The sequence below is a fragment of the Necropsobacter rosorum genome, assembly GCF_964241405.1.
Taxonomy (GTDB): domain Bacteria; phylum Pseudomonadota; class Gammaproteobacteria; order Enterobacterales; family Pasteurellaceae; genus Necropsobacter; species Necropsobacter rosorum.
The window spans coordinates 13227-36078 of record NZ_CAXSXF010000005.1 but is presented as its reverse complement, the minus strand read 5'-3'; the positions used below and the strand labels follow the sequence as shown (position 1 = coordinate 36078).

The 22852-nt window shown below is 51.2% G+C and carries 17 protein-coding genes and 3 tRNA genes; 14 read left to right on the top strand and 6 right to left on the bottom strand.

Translation table 11 applies throughout. From position 1 onward, the window contains the following. The first annotated feature begins 101 nt into the window (after positions 1-101). The 8 genes from nrfA (at position 102) to ACESOH_RS09490 (ending at position 7813) form a co-directional block, all read left to right on the top strand. Positions 102-1601 (top strand): ammonia-forming nitrite reductase cytochrome c552 subunit, encoded by a 1500-nt coding sequence (gene nrfA, locus ACESOH_RS09525; protein ID WP_032094013.1) that lies wholly within the window; start codon positions 102-104, stop codon positions 1599-1601. A 61-nt stretch (positions 1602-1662) separates the two neighbouring features. Further along, positions 1663-2301 (top strand): cytochrome c nitrite reductase pentaheme subunit, encoded by a 639-nt coding sequence (gene nrfB, locus ACESOH_RS09520; RefSeq protein ID WP_032094012.1) that lies wholly within the window; start codon positions 1663-1665, stop codon positions 2299-2301. Then, positions 2298-2975, top strand: coding sequence for a cytochrome c nitrite reductase Fe-S protein (nrfC, locus tag ACESOH_RS09515; protein ID WP_032094011.1), 678 nt, complete (start codon positions 2298-2300; stop codon positions 2973-2975). Before nrfB ends, nrfC begins: the two co-directional genes overlap by 4 nt. After that, positions 2972-3934, top strand: a complete 963-nt coding sequence (gene nrfD / locus ACESOH_RS09510) for a cytochrome c nitrite reductase subunit NrfD (protein ID WP_373100933.1) — start codon at positions 2972-2974, stop codon at positions 3932-3934. The genes nrfC and nrfD overlap by 4 nt, the downstream gene beginning before the upstream one ends. 148 nt (positions 3935-4082) lie before the next feature. Then, positions 4083-5987 carry a heme lyase NrfEFG subunit NrfE gene (gene nrfE, locus ACESOH_RS09505; RefSeq protein ID WP_373101023.1) on the top strand — a complete coding sequence of 635 codons (1905 nt, stop codon included), beginning with the start codon at positions 4083-4085 and terminating at the stop codon, positions 5985-5987. Then, positions 5980-6519: a DsbE family thiol:disulfide interchange protein gene (locus ACESOH_RS09500; RefSeq protein ID WP_373100932.1), complete on the top strand. Its 540-nt coding sequence runs from the start codon at positions 5980-5982 to the stop codon at positions 6517-6519. Before nrfE ends, ACESOH_RS09500 begins: the two co-directional genes overlap by 8 nt. Before the next feature lie 53 nt (positions 6520-6572). Further along, positions 6573-6974, top strand: coding sequence for a heme lyase NrfEFG subunit NrfF (gene nrfF, locus ACESOH_RS09495; protein WP_373101022.1), 402 nt, complete (start codon positions 6573-6575; stop codon positions 6972-6974). Then, positions 6971-7813, top strand: coding sequence for a TPR domain-containing protein (locus ACESOH_RS09490; RefSeq protein WP_373100931.1), 843 nt, complete (start codon positions 6971-6973; stop codon positions 7811-7813). Before nrfF ends, ACESOH_RS09490 begins: the two co-directional genes overlap by 4 nt. 13 nt (positions 7814-7826) lie before the next feature. On the opposite strand, the gene melR is transcribed toward ACESOH_RS09490, so the two are convergent. Next, on the bottom strand, positions 7827-8762 hold the full coding sequence (gene melR / locus ACESOH_RS09485) for a transcriptional regulator MelR (RefSeq protein ID WP_373100930.1): 936 nt from the start codon (positions 8760-8762) through the stop codon (positions 7827-7829). A 303-nt stretch (positions 8763-9065) separates the two neighbouring features. Here melR and ACESOH_RS09480 point away from each other — a divergent pair, with 303 nt between their 5' ends. From ACESOH_RS09480 to dnaE, 4 genes are all read left to right on the top strand, one after another. Further along, positions 9066-10415, top strand: coding sequence for an alpha-glucosidase/alpha-galactosidase (locus ACESOH_RS09480; RefSeq protein ID WP_373100929.1), 1350 nt, complete (start codon positions 9066-9068; stop codon positions 10413-10415). Positions 10416-10478: 63 nt separating this feature from the next. Next, a complete protein-coding gene (melB, locus tag ACESOH_RS09475) occupies positions 10479-11852 on the top strand; it encodes a melibiose:sodium transporter MelB (protein ID WP_032094005.1) in 1374 nt (457 codons plus the stop codon). Positions 11853-12026: 174 nt separating this feature from the next. Further along, positions 12027-13235, top strand: a complete 1209-nt coding sequence (locus tag ACESOH_RS09470) for a BaiN/RdsA family NAD(P)/FAD-dependent oxidoreductase (RefSeq protein ID WP_373100928.1) — start codon at positions 12027-12029, stop codon at positions 13233-13235. 99 nt (positions 13236-13334) lie between these two features. Continuing rightward, a complete protein-coding gene (gene dnaE / locus ACESOH_RS09465; protein ID WP_373100927.1) occupies positions 13335-16811 on the top strand; it encodes a DNA polymerase III subunit alpha in 3477 nt (1158 codons plus the stop codon). Between the two features lie 61 nt (positions 16812-16872). Here dnaE and ACESOH_RS09460 read toward each other — a convergent pair whose 3' ends face one another. The 5 genes from ACESOH_RS09460 to gltX form a co-directional block, all read right to left on the bottom strand. Continuing rightward, on the bottom strand, positions 16873-18237 hold the full coding sequence (locus ACESOH_RS09460) for an L-serine ammonia-lyase (protein ID WP_373100926.1): 1365 nt from the start codon (positions 18235-18237) through the stop codon (positions 16873-16875). 86 nt (positions 18238-18323) lie between these two features. Further along, positions 18324-19565, bottom strand: coding sequence for a serine/threonine transporter (locus tag ACESOH_RS09455; RefSeq protein WP_373100925.1), 1242 nt, complete (start codon positions 19563-19565; stop codon positions 18324-18326). 297 nt (positions 19566-19862) lie between these two features. Next, complete coding sequence (locus ACESOH_RS09450; RefSeq protein ID WP_032094001.1) at positions 19863-20690, bottom strand: class II glutamine amidotransferase; 828 nt, start codon at positions 20688-20690, stop codon at positions 19863-19865. A gap of 193 nt (positions 20691-20883) precedes the next feature. Beyond that, positions 20884-20959, bottom strand: a tRNA-Ala gene (locus ACESOH_RS09445). Between the two features lie 86 nt (positions 20960-21045). Next, positions 21046-22488 carry a glutamate--tRNA ligase gene (gene gltX / locus ACESOH_RS09440; RefSeq protein ID WP_373100924.1) on the bottom strand — a complete coding sequence of 481 codons (1443 nt, stop codon included), beginning with the start codon at positions 22486-22488 and terminating at the stop codon, positions 21046-21048. Positions 22489-22660: 172 nt separating this feature from the next. On the opposite strand from gltX, the gene ACESOH_RS09435 reads away from it, so the two are divergent. Both ACESOH_RS09435 and ACESOH_RS09430 read left to right on the top strand, forming a co-directional pair. Further along, a tRNA-Val gene (locus ACESOH_RS09435) sits at positions 22661-22736 on the top strand. Between the two features lie 40 nt (positions 22737-22776). After that, a tRNA-Val gene (locus ACESOH_RS09430) sits at positions 22777-22852 on the top strand.

Sequence of the window (22852 nt, the reverse complement as noted above, 5' to 3'; positions counted from 1 at the left end):
GATAAAAATTATCATTAATTTATGGTTGCGGCAGGTTGATAACTAGCATTCATTTTTATAAACGGACAGTCCTTGGTTAATTTTTTAGTGGAGTAATTATCGTGAACATTTTCAGAAAAACGCTGGCTTCTCTGGCTTTGGCCGGATTAGGTTTGGCAATGACCCAAAGCGCGGTTGCCGAAACAAAAACAGTGACGACCGAAAGTGGTAAGCATGCCCCGAGCTTACAGGAGTTGGCAAAACCGACCGATGTGAAGATTCAGTCGAATAACGCGACCTTTGCCGAAAAGTACGCGCGTCAGTACAACAGCTGGAAAGATACGGATAAATCGACGGAAATCGTGCCGGCCATTGAGGTGGACCCGCGTATGATCGTGCTGTGGGGCGGCTATGCGTTCTCCAAAGAATATAACAAACCGCGCGGCCATTTTTACGCCGTAACCGATGTGCGTAACATTCTGCGTACCGGTGCGCCGATGGATGCCAACAGCGGGCCGCAACCGATGGCGTGCTGGACCTGTAAAGGGCCGGATGTGCCGCGTTTAATCGCCGAGTGGGGTGAAGAGGGTTATTTTAACGGTAAATGGGCGAAAGGCGGGGCGGAAGTGGTCAATTCCATCGGTTGTGCCGATTGCCATGACACCACATCAAAAGATTTCGCCGAAGGTAAACCGGCGTTACGCATCGCCCGTCCGCATGTATTGCGCGCGTTAGACGCCATCGGTAAGGATTTCTCCGGTCTGGACAGAACCGATCAGCGTGCGGCGGTCTGCGCTAACTGCCATGTGGAATACTATTTCGATAAAAACGTCACAAATAATGTGGTGTTCCCATGGTTTAACGGTGTGGATGTGGACAGCATAGAAAAATATTACGATGATATCGAATTCAAAGACTGGGTTCATTCCATGTCTAAAGCGCCGATGCTGAAAGCGCAGCACCCGGATTATGAAACCTGGTCGCTGGGGATCCACGGTAAAAACGGTGTGACCTGTATTGACTGTCATATGCCGAAAGTACAGGGCGCGGACGGTAAGGTTTATACCGATCATAAAATCGGTAATCCGTTTGATGCGTTTGAAAATACCTGCGCCAACTGTCATGATCAAAGCAAAGAAAAATTGCGCGCCATTGTTGATTCCCGTAAGCATGATATTAAAGAGGTGATGCTGAAACTGGAAGATCAACTGGTTCGCGCTCACTTTGAAGCCAAAACCGCATGGGATGCGGGCGCAACCGAAGCCGAAATGAAAGATGCGTTGCAGGCGATTCGTCATGCGCAATGGCGCTGGGATTTCTCGGCGGCAGGACACGGCGGCCACATGCACGCACCGGATGTACTGCTGAAAGTGATTGCTTCCGGTCTGGATCGCGCGGCGGATGCGCGGGCGAAACTGGCGGTGATTTTGGTTAAACACGGCGTTCAGACTCCGGTTAAAGTGCCTGATATTTCCACCGCGGAAAATGCCTGGAAAGTCATGGGTATCGATATTGAGAAAGAACGTGCGGATAAAGAAAAATTCCTCAAAGAAATTGTGCCGCAATGGAATAAAGAAGCCATTGATAAAGGCTTAATTTTTGAAGCGCCTCCTGCAAAATAATCAAAAATATGACCGCACTTATTAACCTAAGTGCGGTTTAGCCGAGCAACGAATTGAGGTAATGAACATGAACTCTGTATTAAAAAAAATGATGACCGTTGCGGCGATAGCGGGGGCGATGATGCTGACCTTGCCTGCAGCGGCACAAACGGCGCCGGACAATAAGCTTAGCTATGAGCCGACGCTGGAAAATCAGCGCAACCCGAATGAATATTGCGCCAAATGTCATAAACTGGACGCCAATGACGAGCAATCCGGCGGCGATTTACACTTCGGTAAATTCCACGGTCTGCATTTATCCAAAACCAACCCGAGTACCGGAAAACCGATTACCTGCGTCAGCTGTCACGGCAATATTTCCGAAGATCACCGGCGCGGTGCGAAAGATGTGATGCGCTTTGACGGCAATATTTTCAGTGACGAACCGCCGATGTATTCGGTGCAGGAACAAAATAAAGTTTGTTTTTCCTGCCATCAGCCGGAAAAACTGCGCGAAAAACTGTGGGCGCATGATGTTCACGCGATGAAACTGCCTTGTGCCAGCTGCCATACGCTACATCCGGAAAAGGATAAAATGAAGGGCATCGCGCCGAAAGAACAGGTGAAACTGTGTGTGGATTGCCATGGCGAACAGCAGAAACGTAAAGCACAACAGTTGAAAACCGAAGACCCAGCCACCGAACAAAAGGATAAAAAATGACAGCTTGCTCACGCCGTAGTTTTGTTTCCGGCATGGGAGCGTTAATCCTGATGACGGGAACAACAATGAAATCGGCGGCACAAAGTCCAACGGAAAAGCAGCCAATCCGCTATGCAATGCTACACGATGAAAGCGCGTGTATCGGTTGCACGGCCTGTATGGACGCTTGCCGTGAGACGAATCAGGTGCCGCAAGGGGTTTCGCGTCTGGAAATTATTCGCAGCAAGCCTTATGGTGAATTTCCCGATGTGAAATATGAATTTTTCCGCCATTCCTGTCAGCATTGCACGAATGCGCCTTGTGTTGCGGTTTGTCCGACGGGCGCCTCTTATATTGATGCAGCGACCGGAATCGTGGATGTGAATAAGGATCTGTGCGTCGGTTGCCAGTATTGTATTGCCGTCTGCCCGTATCGCGTACGTTTTATTCACCCGGTGTATAAATCGGCCGATAAGTGTAACTTCTGCCGCGATACCAATCTGGCGAAAGGCAAACAACCGGCCTGTGTGGAGGCCTGTCCGACCAAGGCGCTGACCTTCGGCGATACCAATGATCCGCACAGCGCCATTTCCTTAAAACTGAAAGAGAAACAAGTTTACCGCACGAAAGTAGAGCTCGGCACTGATCCGAATCTCTATCATGTGCCGGCACGTCCGGGGGAGATTAGACGATGAATAGTCCGTTTCATTTTCCGTCTCTGGTATGGGACGGTCCGATTGCCGTTTATCTCTTTTTATTGGGGATTTCCGCCGGTGCCACAATGCTGGCCGTATTGCTCAAACGCAGCGGCCTTGCCGGAGAGCGGCCGGAAGAAAACAATGTACTGCGCTGTAATGCGTGGCTGGCGCCGGTGAGCATTATCCTCGGTTTGTTGTTATTGATTTTCCATTTAACCAAACCCTGGACATTCTGGTATTTAATGTTTAACTATCACCACACCTCGATTATGTCCATGGGGGTGATGTTATTCCAGGTGTACATGCTGTTTTTGATCCTATGGCTGGCGGTTATTTTCAAATTCTGGGTGTTGAATCTGGTTAAGCGTTTTATCCCGAAATTGACCGATTTTGCGGAAAAAACCATTGATTTCATCGCCAAATTTACCGGCCCGATTGAAATCATTACGCTGATCTTAAGTGTCGCCCTCGGCGCTTATACCGGCTTCCTGCTTTCCGCGCTGGTCAGCTACCCGATGCTGAATAACCCGGTTTTGCCGGCATTATTTTTGGCGTCCGGTACTTCATCAGGGATTGCGGCGCTGATTGTATGTACGCTGCTGTTTACCAAAGAAAGCACGCATTCGGCCTCCATTGCCTTCCTGCATAAATTTGAATTGCCGGTAGTGTTAATTGAAGCTTTCTTGCTGTTCGCCTTTTTTGTCGGATTATATCTCGGCGGCGGTCAGAAAACCGTTGCATTTCAGACCGCACTTTTAGGCGGTTTCTGGGCAAATGTGTTCTGGATTGGTGTCGTCGGCATCGGTATTGTGTTACCATTGCTGCTTAACGCCGTGGCGAAAGACAGCGTGAAACACCGCAAAGGTTTTATGCTGCTAGTTGCGGTGCTGGGATTAGTCGGCGTGCTTTGTCTGCGCTATTTTGTCCTGTACGCAGGGCAAATGACGCTGGCCTGACACAGTCATTTGACAGGATAAAAGACGACGTCGGGCGGGCCATTGTGTCCGCCCGATATGTCATTAATCCGCTCCCTTAATCAACATAGTTTGCCGCGTGATGTCATCACGACGGTTATGCGTTTTAATTAAACTTTTATACAACATGATGCTCCCGGAACTCGGCTTTCTTGCTTTACTTATTGCGTTGACCTGTTCGGTATTGCTCGCTGTCATACCGCAAATCGGCATCATTCGCCGTCAGCCGGGTTTAGTCCGGCTTGCCTGGCATTTCACCTATTTATTCGCCGTTTTCACCGCACTTTCCATTGCGTTGCTGGCCTATGCCTTTGCCACCGACGATTTTTCCGTGCAGTATGTGGCGGCGCATGCCAATTCCCAATTGCCGCTTTTGTTTAAACTTGCGGCCACTTGGGGCGGCCATGAAGGCTCGATGCTGTTCTGGCTGTTTTCATTGAGCCTATGGATGAGTGCGTTTGCCTTTTTCAGCCGTAAAATCGACCCGCTTCTCGCCGCCCGCACCTTATCTTTGCTGGGGCTTGTCAGTCTCGGTTTGACGGTATTTATCCTGTTTTTTTCCGATCCGTTTCTGCGATTGTTCCCGCCACCGCCGGAGGGACGCGATTTAAATCCGATGCTGCAGGATATCGGATTAATTTTCCATCCGCCTTTGCTTTACCTCGGTTATGTCGGGTTTGCGGTCAATTTCGCCTTAACCTTGGCGGCATTGGTGAGTGGGCATTTGGATGCGGCAATCGCCCGCTGGATGCGCCCGTGGGTATTGGTGGCCTGGCTGTTTTTGACCTTAGGCATCATGCTGGGCGCCTGGTGGGCGTATTACGAACTGGGCTGGGGCGGCTGGTGGTTCTGGGATCCGGCGGAAAACGCCTCCCTGATGCCGTGGCTGCTGGGATTGGCGTTATTACACAGCCTGTCGGTAACGCAACAACGCGGGATTTTTTCCTACTGGACGATCTTATTTTCTCTGTTCAGTTTTGCTTTCAGCCTGTTGGGTACCTTTATTATCCGCTCCGGTGTACTGACTTCGGTGCATGCCTTTGCGATGGATAATCAGCGCGGTGCGGCACTGCTGATTTTGTTCTTTCTGCTCAGCGTCGGTGCGTTGAGCGTCTTCGCTTTGAAAGCGAAAGCGCCGGCAAGTGCGGTGCGTTTTTCCCTGTTTTCGCGGGAAAGCGCCATGCTGGCGGCAAATCTGTTTTTCAGCATCGCCACCGTCAGCGTCTTTCTCGGCACCTTTTACCCGCTGCTGTTCAGCACGCTGGGCTGGGGATCGATTTCCGTCGGCGCGCCTTATTTTAACACCGTGTTTTTGCCGCTGTTCGTGGTGCTGCTGGTGATGATGCTGTTTGTGCCGGCAACGGAGTGGAAACACATCCGCCGCCCGCTGCCGAGAAAATATGCCGTATTGTCGCTGCCGGCCTTTGGCTTGGCGTATCTGCTGATTGAATTGACGCTGCGGCAGGAAGCAAGCCTGCATTTTAATATGCTGGCATGGTTGTTGCTGAGCCTTGCGATCTGGCTGCTGCTGACCGCATGCTGCACATTGCGTTATAAACCGACTTTCAAACGCTGTGCCGTGTTGTTTGCTCACGGCGGCGTGGCGGTAACGGTGATAGGCGCGGTGATGTCGGGTTATTTCGGTAGCGAAATCGGCGTTCGTCTGGCGCCGCAGCAAAGCCGGCAGCTAAGCGGTTACGAATTCCGTTACCTCGGTTTCAGCAATGAACTGGGGCCGAATTATACCAGCGAGAAAGCGCATTTTGATATTTTCAAAAACGGCAAAAAAATCACCGCACTTTATCCCGAACGCCGCTATTATGACGTGCGTGGCATGACTATGTCGGAAGTGGGGCTGCAATCCGGCTGGCTGGGTGATCTGTATATCGTGATGGGCGATAAAACCGGCCGTGGCGAGTTTACCTTCCGTCTGCATTACAAACCGTTTGTGCGCTGGCTGTGGCTGGGCGGCATATTAATGGCGCTGGGCGCATTGTGCGGCGCATTAGGCTTAAGGAAGCAAGGCGATGTATAAAAAAATTCTGCTGTCTGTCCCCTTATTGCTGATTCTCGCATTGTGCGGCTTACTGCTGTCCGGCTTACAGCAGGATCCGAAAAAAATCGCCTCGGCGTTAATCGGCAAACCGATACCGGAATTTTATCAGCCCGACCTGTTCGAGAGCGCAAACACACTGAATAACCGCAATCTGCCGGCGGGCATTTTTGTGCTGAACGTGTGGGGCAGCTGGTGCGTATATTGTCAGCAGGAACACCCGTTTTTAATGGGGCTGGCGCAGCAGGGGGTAAAAATCGTCGGTCTGAATTACCGCGATAACCGACAAAGTGCGCTGGATATGCTGGCTAAACGCGGCAACCCTTTTCTTTTGGTGATTGATGACAGCAAAGGCGTGCTGGCGCTGAAGCTCGGCGTGGACGGCGCGCCGGAAACCTATCTGCTGGATGCGCATGGTATTATCCGTTATCGCTATGCCGGCGTATTGAATGAGCAGGTCTGGCAGCAGGAATTTATGCCGCTTATCACCGCATTAACGGAGGACAAACCGTGAAACACTGTATTTGGCTGCTGCTGTTAGTTCTGAGCGTGGCGCTGCGCGCCGAAATGGTGGATACCTATCAGTTTAAAAACAGCGAGGATCGCCAGCGAGCGGTGGCGTTGGCAAAATCGTTGCGCTGCCCGCAGTGTCAGAATCAGAATCTGGTGGAATCCAATTCGCCGATTGCCTATGACTTGCGCCTTGAAGTTTATCGCATGGTGGACGACGGGCAATCCGATCAGCAGATTGTCGCGCGGATGACCGAACGTTTCGGCGATTTTGTGCGCTACAATCCCCCGTTTAAATGGACGACTGCGGCATTATGGGGCTTGCCTTTCGTGTTGCTGTTGGCGGGCGCGGCTGCCGTGTGGCGTTATGCCGGCGGTATGCAGGCACGCCGTGAACCGCTGGACGATGCACAGCGGCAGGCACTAAAACGCTTATTGCAAAAACGGAATGACGAATGACAATATTTTTTCTCGGTATCCTGATTTTTATCTTGCCGGCGCTGCTGATTTTTGCACCGCTGAACGCCCACATAAACTGGCGGCAAAATTATCGTCGCCGGCAGAATATCGCCCTGTATCAGCAACAGGCGGCAAGCTGTACGGACAGCGAACTTGCCGATGAGTTTGCGCAGCGTTTACTGGCGGATGAAAAACTGATGGAAAATCAACCGCACTTTGCCATACCGGCGGACGGGCTAAAAAGTGCGGTCGGTTTTCGGCTTAAATGTTTGCTGCTGGCGCTTTTGATTCTGTTACCAGTCGGCAGCTATTTTACCCTGGATCGTTTCACGACGGTTTTACAGGGCGAACGGGCGGTTCGCGCCGAGCAGCTGCGTTTGGCGGAGACCGGTGCGGCGGAAAAAAACGCGGATTATATCGCCGCGATCCAAAACCGGTTGCGCCGTGATCCGAATGATGCGCAGCAATGGCTTGAACTGGGGCAGGCTTATATGCTGAATAATCAGTTCGACAACGCCCTAACCGCTTACGGCAATGCGGAAAAACTCAGTGGCAGCAAAGCGCCGATTCTGGGATTGGCGGCAACCGCGCTGTATTATCAGGCCGGACAGCAGATTACGCCGCGCGTTCGTCGTTTACTGGACAGCGCGTTACGGCAGGAGCCGGCAGAGACCGCCAGTTTATCGCTGCTGGCGGGCGAGGCGTTTTTGCATGCGGATTATACGCAGGCGCTGAATTTATGGCAGCAGATTCTCGACAGCGGTAAAGCGGATGTGGATCGGCGCGCCATTATTCAGCGTATGCAAATGGCGGAAATGCTGCGGCAGGGACGGCAATAAAGCCGGCGTGCGCTTAACGGTTGTTTGTGCCGATAATGCTGTCATTGGCGCGAACCCGTTTACGGTAATTTTGCGGCGAGGTGCCGGTATATTTCTGAAAATTGTCGTAAAAACGGCTGATGGCATTAAAACCGGCCGTCAGTGAAATATCCAGCATGGTTTTGTCCGTTTCGCTTAACAGCGCTTTGGCGTGGTTGATTTTCATCATCGTAATATATTGCTTAATCGTCAGCTGCATCACGCTTTGAAACAGTCCCATGGCGTAGTTGGCGTTCAGCCCGACCGCATTCGCCACATCGGCGACCGTCAACGGCATGCTGTGATGATTGGCGATATGATCCAGCATCAGGCTGACATAATGCTGCCCGTGGCGGGAGGATTTGACATGCTGATTCAGATGATAAACGTTTTCCAGCAGCAGCGTCCAGCCGTCCAGACTGAGGCGTTTGATCATCAGCTGGATTTCATCATAAACCAGCTGCTGGCGGTTCAGATTATCGGATTGCAGTTCATTTTCCCAGCGCCGTACTTCAAATTCGCTCACCAGATCAGGCTGCGCCGATTGGATCACAATGCCGTGCGTCAGTTGGTTGATCAGTTTATGCGGCAGCGGCCATGACAGCAGCAAATGCACCGGAATATCCAGCACCGCCATAGTGCGGCAGTTTTTGCAATTCACTACCCGATGCGGCACCGACGCCCAGAATAAGGCGATATGCCCGGCGGTTAGAGTGACGTGCCGACCGTTAAACATATATGCCACATCGCCGTCGAACGGAATATTGATTTCCATATGACCGTGCCAGTGATAACCGTCCATCACGTTCGGCGGCTGCTGTAATTCCACATTGAGTGATTGCCGATCCGAATACAGGGACAGCGGACTGACGATTTTCTTACCGTATATCGTCTTATCGGCGTGGGTTGCTGCAAGGTTAATTTCGGGCATAAATTCCACCGCACTTTGGCTTGTTTTACGGGCTGTTTGCCGCCACACCGAACGGCAATTCCGTCAAAAATACTGTGATTGACCGCCTTAAGGGTAACACCGGCGGGAAAAGAAAAATAGCATTTTTTATCTAAAAATTCCTGAAATCTCAGATTATGATTGTTGGATCGATAAAAATGAGTTTTCGGGAATTTTACCGTTAAATCCGAAACGAAATCCGGTGTCGTTCTGTGTCATGATGATTATCGACAATGATTTTTCGTTTGTTAGCGGTTTATTTCATACTTAAACAGGAGCAATGCTATGAATTCCCCGAAAATTACCTTTATCGGCGCAGGTTCCACCGTATTCGTGAAAAATATTTTAGGCGATGTGTTTCATAAACCCGCCTTAAAACAGGCGCGTATCGCACTGATGGATATTGATGAAACCCGTCTGGCGGAATCGCATTTTGTGATTGAAAAACTGATGAAATCCGTTGGCGCCAACGGTACGATCGAATGCTATACGGATCAGAAAGCGGCGCTGCGTGATGCGGATTTCGTGATTGTGGCATTTCAGATCGGCGGTTATGAACCTTGCACCGTGACGGATTTCGAGATCTGTAAAAAATATGGTCTGGAGCAAACCATCGCCGATACGCTGGGCGTCGGCGGGATTATGCGGGCGCTGCGCACGGTGCCGCATTTATGGAAAATCTGCGAGGATATGCTGGAGGTCTGCCCGAATGCCACCATGCTGAATTATGTGAATCCGATGGCGATGAACAGCTGGGCGATGTTTGAAAAATACCCGCAGATCAAACAGGTCGGCTTATGCCATTCGGTGCAGGGCACCGCAGAAGAACTGGCGCGCGATCTGGATTTGGATCATCATGACCTGCGTTATGTGTGCGCCGGTATCAATCATATGGCATTTTACCTGCATCTGGAGAAAAAACTGCCGGACGGCGGTTATGTCAGCATTTACCCCGATCTGCTGGAGGCTTATGGCGCAGGACGTGCGCCGAAACCGAGAGCGGACAACCCGCGCTGTAACAATATTATTCGCTATGAAATGCTGAAAAAACTCGGCTATTTCGTCACCGAATCCTCAGAGCATTTTGCCGAATATACCCCGTATTTTATCAAGCCGAACCGCCCGGATCTGATCGAACGTTATCAGGTGCCGCTGGATGAATATCCGAAACGCTGTGTCGAGCAAATCGCCCGCTGGAAGCAGGATCTGGCGGATTATCAACAGGCGGAAAGCCTGAGCGTGCCGGAGTCGCGCGAATATGCCAGCATCATTATCAATTCAATCTGGACCGGCACACCGAGCGTGATTTACGGTAATGTGAAAAATGCCGGTTTAATTGATAATCTGCCGTCCGATTGCTGCGTCGAAGTGGCCTGTCTGGTGGATGCCAACGGCATTACGCCGACCAAAGTGGGCGCGATTCCGAATCATCTGGCGGCATTAATGCAGACTAACATTAATGTTCAACGCCTTACGACGGAAGCGTTATTAACGGAAAACCGCGAGCGGATTTATCATGCCGCCATGCTGGATCCGCATACCGCCGCGGCGCTAAGTCTGGAAGAGATTTATGCGCTGGTGGATGAGTTGTTGATTGCCCACAAAGACTGGTTGCCGCAATGGATTAACCGTTAAGTTCAACCCATAGCGGCGCGCATCCCGCCGCTATGATTTTCACCGAATAGCAAGGAGTGAGTGATGAGTTTATCCATGAAAACCAAAATCAGTTTCGGACTCGGTGCTTACGGCAAGGATTTCGCCATCGGTATCGTGTATATGTATTTAATGTATTATTACACCGATGTGATCGGGGTCTCGGCGGCGGCCGTGGGCACGATTTTTATGGTGGCGCGCATCTGGGATGCGGTGAACGATCCGATTATGGGCTGGATTGTCAACAATACCCGCAGCCGCTGGGGCAAGTTCAAACCCTGGATTCTGATCGGGACGGTATTAAATTCCATCGTGCTGTTTTCCCTGTTCTGCGCCGATTATTTCAGCGGAACGGGGTTAATCATTTATATTGCGGTCACCTATATTTTATGGGGCATGACTTATACCCTGATGGATATTCCGTTTTGGTCGCTCACGCCGACCCTGACGCTGGATCAGCGCGAGCGGGAACAACTGGTGCCTTATCCGCGCTTTTTCGCCAGTCTGGCCGGCTTTGTCACCGCCGGCGTGTGTCTGCCGTTTGTGGATGCGGTGGGCGGCGAGGATAAAAGTTTCGGCTTTCGTATGTTTACGTTGGTGATTATCGCATTCTTTATGGTTTCTACTCTGATTACTTTAGTGAATGTGAAAGAAAAATATTCCTCCGATCAGCAGCAAAATGACCAGCCCGTCGCCAAATTGCCGCTGAAACAGTTGATTTCGCTGATTCCGCGCAATGATCAGCTTTCCAGCCTGTTGGTAATGGCGCTGTGCTATAACATCGCCAGCAATATCATTTCCGCTTTCGCCATTTATTATTTCACCTATGTTGCCGGCGATAAGGCGCTGTTTCCTTATTACATGTCCTATGCCGGGGTCGCCAATCTGGCGGTGATTATCCTGTTTTCCAGACTGGCTAAAATTTTGTCGCGCCGGGTGCTATGGGCAACTTCTTCCATTGCGCCGATGTTAAGCTGTCTGACGCTGGCTTATGCGGGCATTTTCGACAGCCAAAATATTTTCCTGATTATTGTCGCCGGCGTACTGATGAATATCGGCACCGCGCTGTTCTGGACATTGCAGGTGATTATGGTGGCGGATACGGTGGATTACGGCGAATATAAACTGGGCGTTCGTTCGGAAAGTATCGCTTACGCCGTACAGACTATGGTGGTGAAAGCCGGCTCGGCGGTTTCGGCGTTTCTGATCGGCGTGCTGTTAAGCGCCATTGATTATGTGCCGAATGTGGCGCAAAGCGAAACCACCGTTTTTTACATGAAAGTGATTATGATCGGATTGCCGATTGTTTTCTATGCCGTCAAGCTGTTCGTATATTTCCGCTATTATAAATTGAACGGCGATTTGCTGGCGAAGGTGAATATCCGTTTACTGGACAAATACCGCAAGGCGAACGGATAGCGATGAACGCCGCGTGAAAAATACACTGAAAAACGACCGCACTTTTAACCGCCGCGGCAGGCGCCAAGCCTGCCGTTTTCTGTGGTGAAAATGCCGGGCGGGTTTTGACAGTAGGCAAAGGCGGCTGATCTTGTTACAATTGCGCCGCCTTTTTTCTGTGAGACGGACGCGCTTATGACCATACATTTTTCCGACACCTTAATTATCGGCGCCGGTGCCGCCGGCCTGTTTTGTGCCGGGCAGCTGGCGAAGCGGGGAAAGCAGGTGACGGTGCTGGATAACGGTAAAAAAATCGGGCGTAAAATTTTAATGTCCGGCGGCGGATTTTGTAATTTCACCAATCTTGAGGTGACGCCGCAGCATTATCTTTCGCGCAATCCGCATTTTGTGAAATCCGCGCTGGCGCGTTTCACCCAGTGGGATTTTATCGCCATGCTACAGGCGTACGGCATTCCTTATCACGAAAAAGAACTGGGTCAGTTGTTTTGCGATAACGGTGCGCAGGATATCGTGGCCATGCTGGCGGCGGAGTGCGAAAAATATGGCGCGACGATTTTTCTGCGCCGGCAGATTGACGCGGTAACGGCGGCATGTGCGGGCGCGCCGGGGCGTTTTACCCTGCTGGCGAACGGACAGCGCTGGTATTGCCAAAATCTGGTGGTGGCCAGCGGCGGATTATCCATGCCGGGGTTGGGCGCCAGCCCTTTCGGTTATCAGCTGGCGGAACATTTCGGCTTGCCGGTGGTGGCTCCGCGCGCCGCTCTGGTGCCGTTCACCTGGCGGGAAACGGAGAAATTTTACACCGCACTTGCCGGCATTGCGCTGCCGGCGACGGTCACGGCACATTGCGGTCAAGCCTTCACCAATCATCTGTTATTTACTCACCGCGGTTTGTCGGGACCGGCGATATTGCAGATTTCCAATTACTGGCAGCCGGGCGAAGGGCTGAGTATCGATTTGCTGCCGGCGCAGGATATCTGCGCGTATTTGCAGGCATTGTGCGCCGGTTCGCCGAACATGCGGCTGAAAACGGCGTTATCCCGCCTGCTGCCGAATAAGCTGGTGGAATTGTGGCTGCAACGCGGTATGTTGCAGGACGGCGCGCTGGCGCAGTTAAGCAAAGTGCGGTGCGAAAATCTGGCAAATCTGATTCATCGCTGGCAGGTTCGGCCGAACGGCACCGAAGGCTACCGCACTGCGGAGGTCACGATGGGCGGAGTGGATTGTGCGGCGATTTCGTCCAAAAGCATGGAATGTATGTCGGTAAAGGGGCTGTATTTTATCGGCGAAGTGCTGGATGTTACCGGCTGGCTGGGCGGTTATAATTTCCAGTGGGCGTGGAGTTCCGCCTATGCCTGTGCGCAGGCGATTGCCGCCGAGTGAGGATAACCGCGCTTTCGGCGCCGCATTTTTTATCCTTTCGCTGACCGAAAAATCCCGTTAAAATAGACCGCACTTTCGGTCTTGAATGAAGGATTTTTTATGTCGCAACCCCGTTTCGTGCATCTGCGCGTTCACAGTGATTTTTCCATGATTAATGGTATTGCCAAAGTCAAACCGTTAGTAAAAACCTGTGTGCAGCATCAGATGGTGGCGATGGCGCTGACCGATTTTACCAATTTCTGCGGGCTGGTGCGTTTTTACGGCGAAGCGTTATCCAGCGGCATCAAACCGATTATCGGCGCCGATGTGCTGGTAAAAAGCGAGTTAATGGGCGATGAGCCGTTCGAACTCACTTTGCTGGCGAAAAACAACACCGGTTATCACAATATCACCTTATTGCTGTCCAAAGCCTATGAACGGGGCTACAGCGATTTGCCTTATATCGATCAGCAATGGCTGATTGAACACCGCGACGGGATCATTATTCTGTCCGGCGGACGCAACGGCGATGTGGGCAAGAAATTGCTGAAAGAAGCCGCCGACGAGACCGACAGCGCGCTGGCTTTTTATCAGGCGTATTTCCCTGATCATTTTTATCTCACCTTAACCCGCACCGGACGTGCCGACGAAGAACGTTATATTCAGGCGGCGGTGGCGTTGGCGGAGCAGCGGCAGTTGCCGGTGGTGGCGACTAACGATGTGTGTTTTCTGGCGGCGGAGGATTTTGAAGCCCATGAAATCCGGGTCGCCATTCATGACAGCTTTACGCTGGACGATCCGAAACGGCCGCAATTGTACAGTGAACAGCAATATTTCCGTTCCGAACAGGAAATGTGCGAATTATTTGCCGATATTCCGTCGGCGCTGGCTAACAGCGTGCTGATCGCGCAGCGTTGTAATGTCACCATTCGGCTGGGCGAATATTTTCTGCCGCAGTTTCCCACCGGCGATTTGAGTACGGAAGATTATCTGATTAAAAAATCCCGCGACGGTCTGGAAGAGCGGTTGAAATTTCTGTTTCCCGACGAACGGGAGCGGGCGCAGCGGCGGGCGGAATATGATCAGCGCCTGCAAATCGAGCTGGATGTGATCAACCAAATGGGCTTTCCCGGTTATTTCCTGATCGTGATGGAATTTATCCAATGGTCGAAGGATAATGATATTCCCGTCGGCCCGGGACGCGGTTCCGGCGCCGGCTCATTGGTGGCTTACGCGCTGAAAATCACCGATTTGGATCCGCTGGAATTCGACTTGCTGTTTGAACGTTTTCTGAATCCGGAACGCGTGTCCATGCCCGATTTCGACGTGGATTTCTGTATGGACGGCCGCGACCGGGTGATTGATCATGTGGCGGAAACCTATGGGCGCGGTGCGGTGTCGCAGATTATTACCTTCGGCACGATGGCGGCCAAAGCGGTAATTCGCGATGTGGGGCGGGTACTCGGCCATCCTTACGGTTTTGTCGATCGGATTTCCAAACTGGTGCCGCCAGACCCCGGTATGACACTGGCGAAAGCCTTTGAGGTGGAACCGCGCCTGCCGGAAATTTATGACAGCGACGAAGAGGTTAAAGCGCTGATTGATATGGCGCGCAAGCTGGAAGGGGTGACGCGCAACGCCGGTAAGCATGCGGGCGGAGTGGTGATATCGCCGACGCTGATCACCGATTTTTCGCCGTTGTATTGCGACAGCGAAGGCAAACATCCGGTGACCCATTTCGATAAAAATGACGTGGAATACGCCGGACTGGTGAAATTCGACTTTTTGGGCTTGCGTACCCTGACCATCATTAAATGGGCGCTGGATATGATCAACGCCCGTCAGGCGAAAGAGGGCAAGCCGCCGGTGGATATTAACCGCATTCCGCTGGATGATGCCGCTTCCTTCAATTTATTGCTGAATTCGGAAACCACCGCAGTGTTTCAGCTCGAATCGCGCGGTATGAAAGATTTGATCAAACGCCTGAAGCCGGACTGTTTCGAAGATATTATCGCGCTGGTGGCGCTGTTCCGTCCCGGCCCGTTACAATCGGGCATGGTGGATAACTTTATCCGCCGCAAACACGGGGAGGAAGAAATTTCTTATCCCGATGCGGAATATCAGCATATTTCCCTGCAACCGATTCTGGAGCCGACCTACGGCATTATTCTGTATCAGGAACAGGTGATGCAGATTGCGCAGGTTCTGGCGGGCTACACGCTGGGCGGTGCGGATTTGCTGCGCCGTGCCATGGGTAAGAAAAAACCGGAGGAAATGGCGAAACAGCGTTCCGTGTTTAAAGAGGGGGCAATCAAAAACGGGATCGACGGCGATCTGGCGATGAAAATTTTCGATTTGGTGGAAAAATTCGCCGGTTACGGCTTTAATAAATCCCACTCCGCCGCCTATGCGCTGGTGTCTTATCAAACCCTCTGGCTGAAAGCCCATTATCCGGCGGAATTTATGGCGGCGGTGATGACCTCGGAAATGGATAACACCGATAAAATCGTCGGTTTTTATGATGAATGTCTGCGCATGGGATTAACCGTGGTGCCGCCGGATATTAACACCGGCAAGCACCATTTCAGTGTGAACGATAACGGCGAAATCGTGTACGGCATCGGGGCGATTAAAGGCGTGGGCGAAGGGCCGATCGAAGCCTTGGTGGAAGCGCGCAACAAGGGCGGAATTTTCAAGGATTTATTTGATCTGTGCGCCAGAGTGGATTTGAAAAAAATCAATCGCCGTACCTTTGAAAGCCTGATTATGTCGGGCGCCTTCGATAAGCTGGGGCCGCATCGTGCCGCGCTGTCGAAGAATCTGGAAGATGCGCTGCGCGCCTCCGATCAGCATGCCAAAGACGAAGCGATCGGGCAGGCGGATATGTTCGGTGTGCTGACCGAAAGTCCGGAAGATGTGGAAACCGCCTATGCCAATACGCCGCGCTGGACGGAAAAACAAATTCTGGACGGCGAACGGGAAACGCTCGGGCTGTATTTAAGCAGCCACCCGATCAGCCGTTATCTGAAAGAACTGTCGCATTACAGTTCGAACCGTCTGAAAGATTTGGTGCCGAATTATCGCGGACAAATCAGTATGGCCAGCGGTCTGATCGTCAATGCCCGCTTTGCGGTGACCAAAAAAGGCAATCGGCTGGGGATTGCGACGCTGGACGACCGTTCCGGACGTTTGGATATTACGTTGTTTGCCGATGCGCTGGAACGCTTTGGCGATAAGCTACAGAAAGATAGCGTGGTTATCGTGTCGGGGCAGGTGAGTTTCGATGATTTTTCACAGGGGCTGAAAATGTCGGTACGCGAACTGATGACGCTGGACGAAGCCCGCAGCCGCTATGCCAAAAGTCTGGCGCTGAGTTTGTCGCAGGAACAGATTACCGCCCCGTTTATGAAAAAATTCAAACAAACGCTCACCCCTTACAGCGGCGGCAGCTTACCGCTGCATATTTATTATCAAAGTCCGCAGGGCAGAGCGCTGCTGCGGTTCGGCGTGCAGTGGTCGGTGAATCCGACCGATGATCTGCTGGCGGCGCTGGTGGATATGCTGGGCGAAAGTGCGGTGGAATTAGAGTTCGAATAAGCGGTTTAAACGCTTGGTGTAGAAAACATCACCCCATCCATGCGGTATGGGGTGAGTTGCGTTACGAGCAGACCACTTTAATGGCTAAGCCGCCCTGCGAGGTTTCGCGGTATTTCGCGTTCATATCTTTACCGGTTTCGTACATGGTTTCGATCACCTTATCCAGCGTAACGCGCGGAATGGTGGTTCGGCGCAAAGCCATGCGGCTGGCATTGATGGCTTTTACCGAGGCAATCGCGTTGCGTTCGATACAAGGCACCTGTACCTGGCCGCCGACCGGATCGCAGGTCAGCCCCAGATTGTGTTCCATGGCGATTTCCGCTGCGGTGCAAACCTGTTCCGGACTGCCGCCTAAAATTTCGGTTAAGCCCGCCGCCGCCATTGAACAGGCAACGCCCACTTCGCCCTGACAGCCGACTTCGGCGCCGGAAATAGAGGCGTTCATTTTATACAGTGAGCCAATCATGCCGCAGGCCAGCAGGTAACGCTCGATGATTTCCGGCGTTAACGCAGAGATGAATTTCTCATAATAGGCCAGCACCGCCGGCACAATGCCGCAGGCACCGTTAGTCGGCGCAGTCACCACCCGCCCGCCGGCGGCGTTTTCTTCATTGACCGCAAGCGCGAACATATTCACCCAATCGATGATTTTCATCGGATCATTGGACAGCCCGTTATTGGCTTGCAAAGTGCGATACAGCGTGGCGGCGCGGCGTGCCACTTTCAGCGGCCCCGGCAACACGCCTTCGGTGTGGATACCGTGTTCGATACAAGCGTGCATGGTTTGCCATACCGCTTGTAAGTGTTCGCTGAGGGCGGCTTTCCCATGCAGGGCGATTTCATTTTTCAGCATGACGCTGGATAACGACAGGCCGCTTTCACGGCAATGATGCAGAATATCCGCCGCGTTTTTGTACGGATACGGCACGGCAAGCGGTTGCTCCGCCGGTTGGTTAAAATGCGCCTCATCAACGATAAAGCCGCCGCCGATAGAATAATAAGTCTGGCGGTACAGCAGCGCTTCGCCCGCCAGCGCCGTCAGCGTCATACCGTTTTCGTGCAGCGGTAAAAAGGTTTGATGGAATCTCATATCCTGCGCATAATCGAATTGCGCGGTTTTTTTGCCTTGCGCCAGCGGTAAAAGTGCGGTGCGTTTTACCTCGGAAATGAATGACGGAATCAGATCGATATCCACATCGTGCGGCAGATAGCCCGCCAGCCCCATAATAATGGCGATATCCGTATTGTGTCCCAGACCGGTCATGGATAAGGAACCGTAAACATCGACTTTGATATGGCTGACGCGTTCCAGCAGATTTTGCTCGATCAAATCGTCGATAAACTGTTTTCCCGCTTTCATCGGCCCGACGGTGTGCGAACTGGACGGCCCGACGCCTATTTTGAAAATATCAAAAACGCTAATCATTTTGTGCCTACTGATGAAAGGCCCTTGGTCAGAAAAGGGCCGGTTATTTTGTTATGATAAAAAAGCGCGTTATTTTACATTAATTTTTAGAATAAGCCATAGATGACGGCGGAAATCGCGATAATGCCCATCACGGTGACAAACACATTGCTGAGCTGCCCCTGATAACGCTGCATGGCCGGAATTTTACGGATGGCGTACATCGGCATAATAAACAGAATCGCGGCAATAATCGGCCCGCCGAAAGATTCGATTAATCCCAGAATACTCGGATTGACGATTGCCACGCCCCACAGGGTAATCAGGAAGAAAAGTGCGGTCATATAATTGAGTTTTTTGCGATTAATCTTGTGATTGTCGGTCATTTTAACAAACAGCCCTTCCAAGCCTTCTTTGGCGCCTAAATAATGGCCGAAGAATGAACTGGTAATGGCTAAAAACGCAACCAACGGACCGAAATAAGAGATATAAGGGTTCTCGAATTTATTGGCCAGGAAAGACAGAATACTGATATTTTGCTGTTTAGCCAGCGCCAGTTCTTCCGGGGTTAAGGTCAGCACGCAGCTGAACACGAAGAACATCACGAAAAACAGCAGAATCGTGGCGGTACCTTTTAACGTGTGCGCGGCATGTTTTTCGGTTATCGCCCGCTCTTTATATTGGCGTTGCTGCGATTGTGAGAAAGAGGAAATCGCCGGCGAGTGGTTAAAGGAGAATACCAATACCGGAATGGTGATCCATAATGTGGTGATAAAACCCTGTGCGGTCGGCATTTCGTGCAGCATTGAGGTATTCCATTCGGGAATCAGGTAAATAGACAGCACGAATAAAATCAGCACCAGCGGATAAACCAGAAACTCGGTGATTTTCAGCATGATTTTTTCGCCCATTAACATGACCGAAATTAACGAAGCAATCAGCACGAAAGACAATACCACGCGATTCGGCGAGGCTAAGCCCATTTGGTTGACGATAAAGGAATCCACCGTGTTGGTGATGCCGTTGCCGTAGATTAATAAAATCGGGAAAATGGCGAAGAAATAAAGCAGGGTAATCAGTTTACCGGCGTTTTTGCCGAAATGTTCTTCCACCACTTCGGTGATGTCGCTGCCTTCAACGGAAGACGATAAGACGAATCGTGACAGCGCCCGGTGCGCAAAATAGGTCATCGGGCCGACTAAGATTGCCATCACCACTAATGGCCAGAAGCCGCCCATACCGGCGTTAATCGGTAAAAATAACACCCCGGCGCCAACCGCGGTTCCGAATAAATTTAACGCCCAAAGTAAATCAAATTTGTTCCATTTAACGGAAGAATCGTTAACCATATACATCCCCATATTTCTTGTTTATTTTGGTTTTTTATGTGTTGTTTTCAGCCTGAAACGGCATATTGGCAAATACGCCGAGTTTCGGTGCGGAATAATATGTTGATTGGAGAAATATTTCAAATAAAGATATCCGATTTGTGAAAAGGATCTCATTTTTTAGTTTAAAACCGGCTAAAGCATGGCGGATTGTTTACCAGAATTTAACATTGGGTTTTAATCGGGGGAGCGGATGATATAAAGAAAAGATATAACGACAATACCAACGGCGCTGCGATCGCGCCGTTTTTCGCCTGATTATGCCGCCTTTTGCTTGCCTAAAGTGCCGTCGTCAACGGCGTCTTTCGGGGTGCCGAGGATTTCATACACTTTTTCCCCTTCTTTAAAGAACGCGAAGCCGCCGTGTTCCATTTTGGTCCAGACTTCGTTTTTGGTAATCGGGAAGGTGGCGATAATCACGATTTGATCGCCGTCTTTGGCATAATCGCGGAAGTCAATCACACTGTCGTCATCAATGCGCTGTGCGGTGCCGAACGGCGCTTTACGGATGAGATAATGCAGGTTGGTGGAGCAATGGGCGATCATCCACTCGCCGTTGGACAGAATAAAGTTAAACGTGCCGCGCGAGGATAATTCTGCGCTGATTTCCTGAATGGCGGTAAAGATTTGTTTTTCCGTCGGTTTTTTCCGAAAACGGTTTTTCAGCTGTTCCGCCATATAGCAGAATGCGGTTTCCGAATCGGTGGAGCCGATTGGCTGGCAGAAACTTTCCGACATATCCGGCAGCGTATTCAGGTTGCCGTTGTGCGCGAATACCCAGTTTTCACCCCAGATTTCGCGGATGAACGGATGGGTGTTTTCGATATTCACATCGCCCTGCGTGGCTTTGCGGATATGCGCAATCACATTTAAGGATTTAATGTTGTATTGCTTAACGCAATCGGCGATAGGCGATGAATGACCGGGATGATTGTCACGGAAAATGCGCACGCCCTTGCCTTCGAAAAAGGCGATGCCGAAGCCGTCCGAGTGGCAATCCGTCAACCCCGCACGGCGACGGAAGCCTTCAAAAGAGAACACGATATCTGTCGGGGTATTACAGTTCATTCCGAGTAGCTGGCACATAAAATCTTTGACCTGATGAAATCTATCTAACTGGAGGTGATTTAACACGATAATGTGCGGAAATTCAAGTTCGGTTTTAGATTAAAATGTTACATAAAATAACCGGCGGGAATGATGCGGGCGTTAAATCGGGCGGCGGAGTTATCGGCCGTGCGGCCAATAAAAAGCCTTATCAATTGATAAGGCTAAGATTTGGTGGAGATAATCGGGATCGAACCGACGACCTCTTGAATGCCATTCAAGCGCTCTCCCAACTGAGCTATATCCCCGTCATTCTGTTCGTGGCGCTAATGATAAATTTCGCTCTCCTTCCTGTCAACAGAAAATCGTGAATATTCTTCCGGCAGACGAAATATTAAGCATTTTTCGCCCGAATAAAATCAATGGCGTTCTGAATGCGCGCCAATGTGCGCGTGCGGCCGATGGCGACCAGCGTGACATCCATGGAAGGCGATTGACCGGCGCCGGTTACGGCTACGCGCAGCGGCATACCGACTTTGCCCATGCCGACGCCCAGTTCGGCGGCGGTTTGCTCAATGGCTTGGTGGGTGCCATGCAGATCCCAGTGCTCAAGTGCGGTCAGTTTTTCCTTCACTTTTTCCAACGGCGCAATGGCGGCGGATTTAAAGTGTTTTTTCACCGCACTTTCGTCGAAAGTGTCGAAGTCTTCAAAGAAATAGCGGCTTGCCGCAGCCATTTCTTTCAGGGTTTTGCAGCGTTCCGCCAGCATTGTGACGATATCCGCCAGCGCCGGGCCGTTTGTGGTGTCGATGCCCTGTGCCTGATAGTGCCAGGCGAGGTGCTGCGCCACATAGGCGGGATCCAGCGTTTTCATGTAATGCTGGTTCAGCCATTGCAATTTTTCCGTATTGAACGCACTGGCGGATTTACTGACGGAATGCAGATCGAACAAGGCAATCATTTCTTCGCGGCTGAAAATTTCCTGATCGCCGTGTCCCCAGCCCAAACGAACCAGATAATTAACCAGCGCTTCCGGCAAATAGCCGTCGTCACGGTACTGCATGACGCTGACTGCGCCGTGACGTTTGGATAGTTTCTGACCGTCATCGCCGAGAATCATGGAAACATGAGCATAAGTCGGGATCGGTGCGCCCAACGCTTGCAGAATATTAATCTGGCGCGGGGTGTTATTAATATGATCTTCGCCGCGCACCACATGAGTGATGCCCATATCCCAGTCATCCACCACCACGCAAAAGTTATAAGTCGGCGAGCCGTCGGTGCGGCGGATGATCAGATCGTCCAGTTCGCCGTTGCTGATTTCAATCCGTCCGCGTACCGCATCTTCAAATACCACGGAACCTTCCGTCGGATTTTTAAACCGCACTACATGCGGTTCATCCGGTGAATGGCTGTGATCATTCAGGCAATGGCGGTCATAGCGCGGTTTTTGTTTGTGCTGTTCCTGACTGTGACGCAATTCCTCCAGCCGTTCTTTCGAACAGTAACAGCGGTAGGCAAGGCCTTGTTCCAGCATTTGATCGATCACCTGATTGTAGCGCTCAAAACGTTTGGTTTGATAATAAGGGCCGTGTTCCCAGCTCAGATTCAGCCATGCCATGCCTTCTAAAATCGCCTGTGTGGCTTGCGGGGTGGAACGCTCTAAATCCGTATCTTCAATCCGCAGCACGAATTCGCCCTGATTGTGTTTGGCGTATAACCAGGAATACAGCGCGGTTCTGGCGCCGCCGACGTGTAAATAGCCGGTCGGGCTGGGAGCGAAACGGGTGCGTACTTTCACATTCGGATCTAAGGGAAAAAGGGATTCTGATTTCATTATAGTGCCTTTATTTTAGCTAAGAATAAATGCGCATTATTGTACTATGACTTGCCGCGATGCACGATAAAAAATCGAAATTTATGCCTATTTTTACGTCGATCGGGCAAAATAGCGCAAAAATGTGTTGACTGTCATGCCATAACACTTATAATGCCACTCCACAACATAAGGGCGATTAGCTCAGTTGGGAGAGCACCTCCCTTACAAGGAGGGGGTCACTGGTTCGAGACCGGTATCGCCCACCACTTTTTTCGGTGTCTTATGTTGTGATGCTTAAACTGACGAGGGCGATTAGCTCAGTTGGGAGAGCACCTCCCTTACAAGGAGGGGGTCACTGGTTCGAGACCGGTATCGCCCACCA

Coding starts and splice junctions, on each gene's coding strand:
- nrfB (WP_032094012.1), top strand. CDS start 1,663: ATGAACATGAACTCTGTATTAAAAAAAATGATGACCGTTGCGGCGATA.
- nrfC (WP_032094011.1), top strand. CDS start 2,298: ATGACAGCTTGCTCACGCCGTAGTTTTGTTTCCGGCATGGGAGCGTTA.
- nrfD (WP_373100933.1), top strand. CDS start 2,972: ATGAATAGTCCGTTTCATTTTCCGTCTCTGGTATGGGACGGTCCGATT.
- nrfE (WP_373101023.1), top strand. CDS start 4,083: ATGCTCCCGGAACTCGGCTTTCTTGCTTTACTTATTGCGTTGACCTGT.
- ACESOH_RS09500 (WP_373100932.1), top strand. CDS start 5,980: ATGTATAAAAAAATTCTGCTGTCTGTCCCCTTATTGCTGATTCTCGCA.
- nrfF (WP_373101022.1), top strand. CDS start 6,573: ATGGTGGATACCTATCAGTTTAAAAACAGCGAGGATCGCCAGCGAGCG.
- ACESOH_RS09490 (WP_373100931.1), top strand. CDS start 6,971: ATGACAATATTTTTTCTCGGTATCCTGATTTTTATCTTGCCGGCGCTG.
- melR (WP_373100930.1), bottom strand. CDS start 8,762: ATGCCCGAAATTAACCTTGCAGCAACCCACGCCGATAAGACGATATAC.
- ACESOH_RS09480 (WP_373100929.1), top strand. CDS start 9,066: ATGAATTCCCCGAAAATTACCTTTATCGGCGCAGGTTCCACCGTATTC.
- melB (WP_032094005.1), top strand. CDS start 10,479: ATGAGTTTATCCATGAAAACCAAAATCAGTTTCGGACTCGGTGCTTAC.
- ACESOH_RS09470 (WP_373100928.1), top strand. CDS start 12,027: ATGACCATACATTTTTCCGACACCTTAATTATCGGCGCCGGTGCCGCC.
- dnaE (WP_373100927.1), top strand. CDS start 13,335: ATGTCGCAACCCCGTTTCGTGCATCTGCGCGTTCACAGTGATTTTTCC.
- ACESOH_RS09460 (WP_373100926.1), bottom strand. CDS start 18,237: ATGATTAGCGTTTTTGATATTTTCAAAATAGGCGTCGGGCCGTCCAGT.
- ACESOH_RS09455 (WP_373100925.1), bottom strand. CDS start 19,565: ATGGTTAACGATTCTTCCGTTAAATGGAACAAATTTGATTTACTTTGG.
- ACESOH_RS09450 (WP_032094001.1), bottom strand. CDS start 20,690: ATGTGCCAGCTACTCGGAATGAACTGTAATACCCCGACAGATATCGTG.
- gltX (WP_373100924.1), bottom strand. CDS start 22,488: ATGAAATCAGAATCCCTTTTTCCCTTAGATCCGAATGTGAAAGTACGC.